Origin of the sequence: Aphanizomenon sp. CS-733/32, from assembly GCF_028330045.1 — a bacterium.
Classification (GTDB): domain Bacteria; phylum Cyanobacteriota; class Cyanobacteriia; order Cyanobacteriales; family Nostocaceae; genus Dolichospermum; species Dolichospermum gracile.
The window spans coordinates 1-7,338 of record NZ_JAQMSE010000182.1 but is presented as its reverse complement, the minus strand read 5'-3'; the positions used below and the strand labels follow the sequence as shown (position 1 = coordinate 7,338).

Sequence of the window (7,338 nt, the reverse complement as noted above, 5' to 3'; positions counted from 1 at the left end):
TGACAGGTTACAGGTTACAGTTGACCAATGACCAATGACAAACCCCCAGTTTTTGTTGCATCTTGTAACAAGATGTTTCCTAATCTTGCTAAAACAGGGAAAAGTAGTAAACGAAGTCTTGAAAATCTAGTTCAACTTAGGAGGATTTCCATCATGCCTATCTCAGATACTCAAGTTTACATTGCCTTGGTTGTAGCAATAATTCCAGGAATTCTAGCTTGGCGTTTAGCTACAGAGCTATACAAATAACACCAATGTAACTCTGTTACAGGTGAGCAAGCCTAGTATCCGTAAGCGTGATTTCTAAATCCTTGTAGTTCTAAGCTGTGAGGATTTTGAAAATTGCACCTTACCTTACTAGGTGATATTTTATTCATTCTTGTACTTGTATAAATTTCCTAAAAATGAAGTAATATAGCAGCTAAATTAAGCCGCAATTAGCACCTGTTTGCTTCTGACGGTCATTACCGTAAATTATGCAAGCCTATTGTTAGCACCATGAATGCGTTTCAACCATCTAGACCTCCTCTACAACCCGTAGAAAACAAACGAACTGTACCAAGACCTAAACGACGGTTACGCCAACGTGCCTATCAACTAATGGCGCTGGAAACTACAGCCAAAGTAGCAGTTAATATAGTTATTAGTGCAGCAGCGGTATCTGCTTTAGTACAATTATTGCCTTATCATTGGTCACAACAGGATAAGTTGCGAACAGTCCGTACCGAAGTAAAAGTTATGGAAGGGCGTGTGCAAAATTTGCGGACAGAATTCAACCGCAACTTTGATCCCGGCGAGGCTAAAAGTATTATGCAACAAAAATCATTTCGCTTTGACCCTAATCAGCGTCCAGTTATATTGATGAATCGAGATCAGACTGTAATAGAACAATCTAATTCAGCACCTTGATACTCCCCCTGATAATTCTGAATTAAGTCATCTACTGCTAAAATTATTCTTCAAAAAATAGCAACTCATTTAACCAGGTTTCAAGTTGCAAACGCAAGCGATAACCAGAAACATCTTGATAATTTAAAGATGGTAGCTCTGCCAAGGCGCGACGGTAATCAGCGATCGCACAATTCCAATCACCCCAGAGATGATAAGTCCGTCCCCGTTCCGCCCAGATATTGCCTTTGAGTTGACCAAATAGCATAGCAGTTTCCAGGTTTTCAATAGCTTCAGCATAGTTTCCCAAATCGCGCAAAGTAATACTACGATTAATCCAAGCCCGAACATGATGGGGATTGAGATCCAATGCTTGTTCATAATCAGCTAATGCGTCCGTTAATTGACCACAAGCAGCGTAATAATTAGCCCGATTATTGTAGGCACTAGCTAATTTAGAATTTAGATCCAAGGCTTTGTTATAATCAGAGATAGCTTTTTGACTATCACCACTTTGGAAATAAATTAATCCCCGGTTATTGTAGTCAACAGCATTTTCGGGATGATGGTCAATCAGGTGACTTAAGAGAGCGATCGCTTTGGTATAATCCCCTTGTTGTGCTAACTTCAAAGCACAAGAGCGTAAATAACGTTCTTCTAACATTGATTCATTACCATCCTGTAACCGCTCAGACTGATGACAAGGACTGTTTTGATCAGAAAGACATACTTGATTGTTTTGAATACCAGAATTTAAAAAAGAGTGCTTATTCATACGTTGCCTATTTGATTTACTTGATTTGTCAAATAAAATTACAGATTGTGTGTCTTAATGCCTCTAGGATTGTTGAAGAACCTGGATTTTACATCCAGCAACAGATGAGCCATAAGTCTAATAATGTATACTTCATACCCAGGTTCAATTCCCGAATCAGTAAAATTCTAAAGAATTGAAGTGTAAATTTTAATGATGGGAATAAAAGGGAAGAGGTAATAGACAACGAACAACTGACAACTGACAACAAACCCCTATTTTCCAATTTTAGAAGAGACATTTCTTATGACAACAACAATTTCTTATGCTGATGCAACCGACCTTAATACTGAGGACTATATTGTTCTTGGTTTAGCTACGTGCTTTTATAAAGAAGACGGGGAAGTGCATCAAATTGAAGTGATAGAACCCATTCCTTCCGCAGCTTTAGAAGCTATATGTAAACAAATTCCTACCTCTTACAGATTGATTTATGCAACAACTTTGGGATCTGTATTAGAGGGTGATAAACTACTTTTGCCAGCAGGGTTTCCAGAGTCAGCACAATTTGGAGATGAGTTTCCATTACGGTTACTTTCTGCGGCTCGTACCTATAAGCGCCGTGAAGTAGCCCAAACATTGATTCCCTTGGGAACTACTAAAACCGACTTGAATTATTCGACAGAGCGCAAACGAGTCCTAAATGCAGCTAGAGTTGTCACCAAAGACGACAACGTAAAACAACACTCTCACACTCACAAAGTTCTTTAAGATCCTTATAACTATGTTGAAACTTTATGGCGGCGCTCGTAGTCGGGCTGCGATTATCCAGTGGTATTTAGAGGAACTGGAAGTTCCCTATGAATTCGTGCTGTTAGATATGAAAGCAGGGGAACATCTTCAGCCAGATTTCTTGAAAATTAACCCTATGGGTAAAGTTCCCGCGATTGTTGAGGGTGATTTCCAGCTTTGGGAATCAGGCGCAATTTTGCTTTATTTAGCGGAAAAATACGCAAAAACCGCTTATTCCTTGGAAGAAAAAGCCATATTTAGTCAGTGGGTATTATTTGCCAACTCTAGTTTAGGAACAGGTATTTTTATAGAAGCTAATCGTGAACGAGAAATGCCACGATTATTGACTCCTTTAAATGAAATTTTGACAAAACAACCTTTCTTACTGGGTAATGATTTTACCGTTGCTGATGTGGCTGTGGGATCAATTCTTTCTTATATCCCCATCATGCTCCAATTAGATTTGAGTGCTTACCCAGCAATTGTGAACTATATTCAGTCAATGTCTGAACGTCCCGCATTTCAAAAAAGCATCGGGGGAAGAAAGTAATTTAGTCGTTAGTCATTGGTCATTGGTAAGAATTTATTCCTTCCTTTTATGTCTTGCCAATGACAACTGACCAATAACTCTTTAACGATAATTGGTAAATTGCAAAGCAACGGGAAAATCTTCTTGTTTGAGACGTTGCATAACCAGTTGTAAATCATCTTTAGATTTAGCTGTCACCCGCACAACATCACCTTGAATTGAGGCTTGAACTTTTTTAAATTCGTCCCGAATCAATTTAGAAATTTGTTTACCAATGTCTTGACTAATACCTTTTTTCAGGGTGATTTCTTGACGGACACGGTTGCCACTGGCAGATTCAACTTTGCCAAAGTCAAAGATTTTTTGAGAAAGTTGACGCTTGGCGGCTTTTTCCCGCAAGATTGTATGGACTGATTCTAAAGTAAATTCGCTGTCAGTACCAATAGTAATTTTTTCGTCACCTAATTCAACGGTGGTTTGAGTGTCTTTAAGATCGTAACGGCTTTTAACGTCTCTTGTAACTTGATCAATAGTATTAACTAATTCTTGTCTGTCAAAGTCGCTGACGATATCAAAGGAAAAAGTAGAAGCCATAAATAAAATTGGTAATGGGTAATTGGAAAGAGGCAATAGGCAAGAGGCAAGAGGCAATAGGCAAGAGGCAAGAGGCAATAGGCAATAGGCAATAGGCAATAGGCAATAGGCAATAGGCAATAGGCAATAGGCAAGATTAAAAATAAATATTCTCCTTATTCCCTTTTGCCTAATTATTTGATTTGCATGAGACTGAGGTAAAACAGAGTTCCAGAGCTAAAAGAAGCGACACCAAACATGAGCGATCGCAACAGGGGTATATTCGTAATATAGAAGATAGAGTATAGCAAACGAGCAATATTAAAAGCGATCGCTGCGGTTACTGCTTCAGTAGAATTCACCCCAGTCACATACGCCATTAACGCTGCTGCTGCAAAAACCATAAACCCTTCAAAGGAATTTTCATGGGCCCATGTTGCCCGTTGGGCATAGGGGGGCAACTTGTCAAACATAGCGCGAGGCGCAGAAAGATCATATCCTACCTGCACTCTAGCAAAAGCTACCAATAAATAGGGTAGATAAACGAGAATAGCCGCAACGACAATAGAGTATAAAAAAATAGCAGGTACTGGTAATAGAGATAGCGACATTCAACTAATTTAATTAGGGTACTTGGTCAAGCATTAATCATTCTTATCAATGGATAAGGGGTAATTTGGTTAACTTATTACCCTTTACCCAACATTTTCCCGTCTCCATCATTCGCTTTGCAAAAACAGCAGTTCACTCTAGTCAAAGTAGAAGAGTGTTACCACTTTTCGCTGGTCTTCTGCATCACTACAGGTTTGTAGCAGAGTCCGACTATCATGAAATGCAAAGCAGATTAGTTGTTGACAACGAGAAATGATTTCTTTGTTACATAAGTAACTCGCTTCAGCTAGAGACAAGTTATCATTACTGGGGTTTTCTACCAGGTGCATCACCTGTTCTAATTGCTGGCGCGATTCCTGGGGTTGACGTTCCAAGCTCTGGGGTAAAATTACCGTGAGTAAGTTGGGATCAGCCTTGGTTGCGCCCCGGATGGCCGCAGAGTTTGTGCCTGTAGCACCAGAAGTAATGATGCGGTTGCCCGATAAAATCAGAGCATAAGTCATCATTTCAATCAGATTTTGGTGGGTAATTGGCACATGACGAGAGCCTAGCAAGGCAATCCGCTTGGAACCTGTTTGCTGGATAGTTGCTAGTTCTTGGGCTAATGTATCGAGGTTGATAGTATCTATTGACTGACTCAAAGATGAAGATCATGAGATTAAACAACCTAGATATTCTACCAAACAGCGTGTAAATGGCAAACCAACTAGAGTTACATTTTGCTACAGGTGACAGGTGCTACGCCACGGTGACAGGTGACAGGTTACAGGGGGCAGGTTACAGGTGACAGGCTTACGAGAAGAAAATAGACTCATTTACCCCTCTAGTAGTTTGTCAAATTCATTTTGACGGGTAATGATCGGAAAAAACTTCTATTCTTCCCTACCTCCCCTACCTGCCTTCACCCGTCATTTTCTGGTTGACAGACTACTAGAACCACTTTTGGAAACACCCATACCTCTTAATCCTCTCCACCCGATGACAATGTAACCAATTGACAATAACAAACTATTAATACCAGTTCGCAATTCCTTCCAGGCATCTTCCTGGGTTTTTTGCAACTGTTGTTGTGCTTGGGTCTGAATTTGGCTAATTCTCTGCTTTGCGAGTTGTTCAGGGTCTGTTTGCTGGGCGATGAAATTATCAAGAGAGTTAAGATTTGTTTTATACTGCTTCAGTAAATCCTTCTGTGCCTCTGGTAATTGGTTATTGCTAAGTGCCTGATTATACTTTTGTTCATCCTTGACCAGTTCATTTAGCTGGGTTCTGAGTTGCTCTTTTAATGCAGCGCGTTGTTTCTCGACAGATGCTTTTACCTGATCATTACCAAGTTGATTTTGGAGTTGTGCTAATTGACTTTTAACTTGGTTTTCTGACTGTTCCGCTTCTTTCTCAATCCGTGTTAACCCCTCTGCCTTTAGTTGATTGACGTTACTCAGGTGTAGGGGAAAAATCAGTAAAAATATTAGTCCTAACAAACTAGATAGGATAAAAATTGGCAATTTTAGACCAGAGGAAGAGGAACGACTACTTTCACTAGCTCTATCAACCCAGTATGCAGTTATAATTGCTCCTAGACCAAGCAATGGTACAATACCCTGATCTACAAGACTTCTGCACAGGTTAATTTGCCAGAGTTTATCTGTAATTTGTAAAGGGAATAATAAAAATAGAAGGTCTAGAGAAAAAAACAATATGCAGATGATACCTATTAACTGGAGCAAGAAGGATGTCCTAGAGGATATACTAGTAGCCATATTCGTTTACAGTGTAAATACATTAGATTAATTAGCATATTTAATGTTACTTTTATCGCACTGTGTCGCTATTTTTTCATGAACAGGGCTAGAGCTTAAATCTTTCTCGCCATTCTTGTACCTGCTGTCGTAACCCTGCACCCAACCAGTCGTCAAACTGGGGATACAGTGGTAAACGTGGTACTAAATCCCAGCCTCTAGACTCTAAAATATTTCTGAGTTCCTGTTCCTGTAAATGGGGATAATCGGGATTAACTTCATCCTTGGGACTTATTCCTCCTAAATCCCTCGCTCCAGCGGCTATACAAGCAAGTAACCAATTTTCATCTTCAACTAAATTGGGGGGAATCTGAATTGTCATGTCTGCTGGTAAAATTTCCCGCGCTTTAGCGATAACTGTCGGTAATTGCTGGGGGTCAAATGGTGGTGCGTCAAAGGTTTGCACAGTTCCAGGGCTGTGGGGTTGCAGAATTACCTCTTGAATATGATGGTAATGTGCATGAGATTCGGAAATAGCGGTTAAAGTCTCCCACCAATCTGCTTCTGTTTCTCCTATTCCTAAAAGTAATCCTGTGGTGAAGGGGATTTTTAGCTCTCCTGCCCATTGTAATTGTTGCGATCGCACTTGGGGCAATTTACTCGGTGCATGAGGATGGACTGTATTTAATAGTTGTGGTGTTAACTGCTCCAACATTAACCCCATTGACACATTCACGGTTTTAAGTTTCTGCATTTCTGTCCAACTCAGTGGACCAACGTTGGTATGGGGTAAAAATCCCATTGCTAATGCTAACGCACACAAATCATAAATTCGCTCAAACCAAGCTTCTCTTCTGGCTGAATGGGGATGGACTTCACCACTCAAAATCAGGATTTCACAGACATTTTGATTTTTAAGTTGTAAAAAAATCTTTTTAGCAGCCTCAAGGGTTAACCAAGGACTTTTACCCGGTTCTGTGCGGAAATTGCAATAGGAACAGCGGTTAAAGCATTCATAAGTCGGGACAATAGTATAAGCAGGACTGTAGGTAACAATATTTTGACCAGATAGCGACATATACAGTAGGGGCGCAGGGTCTGCACCCAAAATTTCAGGAATAAGGTCGTGGCTTACAAAAAAATTAGAAGTTGTTACAAAAAAGATTAATGGTTAAAAACCTTGCCATATCTAGATTATAGCCATAAAGATGACCCAGTTTTCTAAATTTATTAAAAAATATTACGAAAACCCCTTTACAAATCGAAACATAAGGCTTAATATAAATTCATGAGGTAGAAACACCTACCAAAAAATACATAACTCAAACGCAATTATAAACACATGACAACTACCTTACAACAGCGCGAAAGCGCTAACCTATGGGGTCGCTTCTGCGAGTGGATCACCAGCACAGACAACCGTTTATATATCGGTTGGTTCGGCGTACTCATGA

10 protein-coding genes and 1 pseudogene are annotated in these 7,338 nt (G+C 39.9%); 5 read left to right on the top strand and 6 right to left on the bottom strand.

Going from position 1 to position 7,338, the window contains the following annotated elements:
* Window positions 1-153 precede the first annotated feature (153 nt).
* Together psaM and PN471_RS14760 are read left to right on the top strand one after the other, a co-directional pair.
* The gene (psaM, locus tag PN471_RS14765) at window positions 154-249 is read left to right on the top strand and encodes a photosystem I reaction center subunit XII (RefSeq protein WP_193899737.1); all 96 of its coding nucleotides are present in this window, start codon (window positions 154-156) and stop codon (window positions 247-249) included.
* Window positions 250-498: 249 nt separating this feature from the next.
* A complete protein-coding gene (locus PN471_RS14760; protein WP_193899739.1) occupies window positions 499-909 on the top strand; it encodes a hypothetical protein in 411 nt (136 codons plus the stop codon).
* A gap of 43 nt (window positions 910-952) precedes the next feature.
* Here PN471_RS14760 and PN471_RS14755 read toward each other — a convergent pair whose 3' ends face one another.
* Window positions 953-1,663 carry a tetratricopeptide repeat protein gene (locus PN471_RS14755; RefSeq protein WP_271777495.1) on the bottom strand — a complete coding sequence of 237 codons (711 nt, stop codon included), beginning with the start codon at window positions 1,661-1,663 and terminating at the stop codon, window positions 953-955.
* 285 nt (window positions 1,664-1,948) lie between these two features.
* Between PN471_RS14755 and PN471_RS14750 the strand changes: the two genes are divergently transcribed.
* Both PN471_RS14750 and PN471_RS14745 read left to right on the top strand, forming a co-directional pair.
* Window positions 1,949-2,413, top strand: a complete 465-nt coding sequence (locus PN471_RS14750) for a hypothetical protein (RefSeq protein ID WP_271777494.1) — start codon at window positions 1,949-1,951, stop codon at window positions 2,411-2,413.
* A gap of 13 nt (window positions 2,414-2,426) precedes the next feature.
* Entirely contained in the window at window positions 2,427-2,984 is a 558-nt protein-coding gene (locus tag PN471_RS14745) for a glutathione S-transferase family protein (protein ID WP_271777493.1), read from the top strand.
* An 81-nt stretch (window positions 2,985-3,065) separates the two neighbouring features.
* Here the strand turns inward: PN471_RS14745 and PN471_RS14740 are convergent, their stop codons facing one another.
* The 5 genes from PN471_RS14740 to cofG all read right to left on the bottom strand — a co-directional run bounded on the left by PN471_RS14740 (window position 3,066) and on the right by cofG (window position 6,962).
* Window positions 3,066-3,557, bottom strand: a complete 492-nt coding sequence (locus tag PN471_RS14740; RefSeq protein ID WP_271777492.1) for a YajQ family cyclic di-GMP-binding protein — start codon at window positions 3,555-3,557, stop codon at window positions 3,066-3,068.
* Window positions 3,558-3,730: 173 nt separating this feature from the next.
* The gene (locus tag PN471_RS14735) at window positions 3,731-4,147 is read right to left on the bottom strand and encodes an MAPEG family protein (protein ID WP_271777491.1); all 417 of its coding nucleotides are present in this window, start codon (window positions 4,145-4,147) and stop codon (window positions 3,731-3,733) included.
* A gap of 138 nt (window positions 4,148-4,285) precedes the next feature.
* On the bottom strand, window positions 4,286-4,789 hold the full coding sequence (locus PN471_RS14730) for a hypothetical protein (protein WP_053540673.1): 504 nt from the start codon (window positions 4,787-4,789) through the stop codon (window positions 4,286-4,288).
* Between the two features lie 267 nt (window positions 4,790-5,056).
* Window positions 5,057-5,905, bottom strand: coding sequence for a hormogonium polysaccharide biosynthesis protein HpsJ (hpsJ-B, locus tag PN471_RS14725; protein ID WP_271777490.1), 849 nt, complete (start codon window positions 5,903-5,905; stop codon window positions 5,057-5,059).
* Between the two features lie 88 nt (window positions 5,906-5,993).
* Entirely contained in the window at window positions 5,994-6,962 is a 969-nt protein-coding gene (gene cofG, locus PN471_RS14720; RefSeq protein WP_271777489.1) for a 7,8-didemethyl-8-hydroxy-5-deazariboflavin synthase subunit CofG, read from the bottom strand.
* A 264-nt stretch (window positions 6,963-7,226) separates the two neighbouring features.
* On the opposite strand from cofG, the pseudogene PN471_RS14715 reads away from it, so the two are divergent.
* Window positions 7,227-7,338 (top strand): annotated as a pseudogene (locus PN471_RS14715) (photosystem II q(b) protein); the annotation flags it as partial.

What these genes read in the sequence shown, in the direction of transcription:
- PN471_RS14750 (WP_271777494.1), top strand. Translation starts at nt 1,949, where the DNA reads ATGACAACAACAATTTCTTATGCTGATGCAACCGACCTTAATACTGAG.
- psaM (WP_193899737.1), top strand. Translation starts at nt 154, where the DNA reads ATGCCTATCTCAGATACTCAAGTTTACATTGCCTTGGTTGTAGCAATA.
- PN471_RS14745 (WP_271777493.1), top strand. Translation starts at nt 2,427, where the DNA reads ATGTTGAAACTTTATGGCGGCGCTCGTAGTCGGGCTGCGATTATCCAG.
- hpsJ-B (WP_271777490.1), bottom strand. Translation starts at nt 5,905, where the DNA reads ATGGCTACTAGTATATCCTCTAGGACATCCTTCTTGCTCCAGTTAATA.
- PN471_RS14760 (WP_193899739.1), top strand. Translation starts at nt 499, where the DNA reads ATGAATGCGTTTCAACCATCTAGACCTCCTCTACAACCCGTAGAAAAC.
- PN471_RS14755 (WP_271777495.1), bottom strand. Translation starts at nt 1,663, where the DNA reads ATGAATAAGCACTCTTTTTTAAATTCTGGTATTCAAAACAATCAAGTA.
- cofG (WP_271777489.1), bottom strand. Translation starts at nt 6,962, where the DNA reads ATGTCGCTATCTGGTCAAAATATTGTTACCTACAGTCCTGCTTATACT.
- PN471_RS14735 (WP_271777491.1), bottom strand. Translation starts at nt 4,147, where the DNA reads ATGTCGCTATCTCTATTACCAGTACCTGCTATTTTTTTATACTCTATT.
- PN471_RS14740 (WP_271777492.1), bottom strand. Translation starts at nt 3,557, where the DNA reads ATGGCTTCTACTTTTTCCTTTGATATCGTCAGCGACTTTGACAGACAA.